The sequence below is a fragment of the Mycobacterium neglectum genome (assembly GCF_002591975.1).
In the GTDB taxonomy this organism is placed as follows: Bacteria; Actinomycetota; Actinomycetes; order Mycobacteriales; family Mycobacteriaceae; genus Mycobacterium; species Mycobacterium neglectum.
Window position 1 is genome coordinate 1 of the sequence record NZ_NVQE01000114.1, and the last position, 1,162, is coordinate 1,162.

General features: G+C 62.5%; 1 protein-coding gene. It reads right to left on the reverse strand.

The features are described 5' to 3' along the window. The coding region (locus CSQ99_RS30610) for an IS256 family transposase (protein WP_245909170.1) at positions 1-1,033 on the reverse strand (1,033 nt) is incomplete at its 3' end. Positions 1,034-1,162 lie beyond the last annotated feature (129 nt).

Genomic DNA, 1,162 nt, shown 5'->3' on the forward strand with positions numbered 1-1,162 from the left:
CGATCGCGTTGGTGGTGTAGACGATCTTGCGCAACTCGACCGGATAGTCCAGGAATGGCACGAACTCGGGCCAGGCGTTGCGCCATACGTCGATCGCCCCGGGATACTGGGCGCCGTAAGCGGTGTCGAACTCTTTCAAGGCGAGCTCGGCGGCCTCGACCGTCGCCGCGGTGTAGATCGCCCGCATCGATGTCGCGACCTTCTTGCGGTCCTTGTAGGACACAAACCGCATCGCATTGCGGATCACGTGCACCACGCAGGTCTGCACCACCGTGTCGGGGTAGATCGAGCGGATCGCATCGGGCAGGCCGGTCAGCCCGTCACAGCAGGCGATCAGGATGTCGCGCACCCCGCGATTGCGCAGGTCAATGACCACCTTCTGCCAGAATTTAGCGCCCTCGGAATCTTGGATCCACACCCCCAGGGCGTGTTTGCGGCCCTCCAGATCCACCCCGATGGCCAGATAGGCGACCTTGGTGGTGACCACGCCGTTGTCCTTGATGCGCAGCCGCAGCCCGTCGATGTAGAGGATCGGATAGACCTCCTCGAGCGGGCGCGATTGCCAGCACTTGATCTCATCGACGACGACCTCGGTGATATTGGAGATCAGCTCGCGCGACACGCTGGCGCCATAGACCTCCTCGAGGTGGGCCTCGATATCACGCGTGGTCATGCCCCGCGAGTACAGCGACAACACCACCGAGTTGAGGTTGCCCAGCCGGCGGACCTTTTTGGGCACGATCGCCGGCTCGAACGAGCCGTTACGATCACGCGGCACCGCGATGGCCACCGGGCCGTTGACAGTGGACACCGTCTTCGGCGTCGTGCCGTTACGGGAATTGCCCGACCCACGTCCGGCCGGATCACCGGCCTCATAGCCCAAGTGATGAGTCAGCTCCGAATCCAACGCCCGCTCCAACACCGCCTTGGTCAACTCGTTGAGCAAACCATCGGCGCCATCAATCGGGGTCCCCGACTTCACCGCATCTTTGATCAACGAATCCAACGTCTCAGCCGAAAACGTCTCCGCCAGTTGTCGAGCCGCCGACTTCCTCGAACCCGACGACGCTATGGCCTTGGTCACAAATCACTCCTTCTGTCCGCCCGAACGGCGGTCCGATGATGGACCACCCCGGACTTACACAGATGGAATGACACGCCC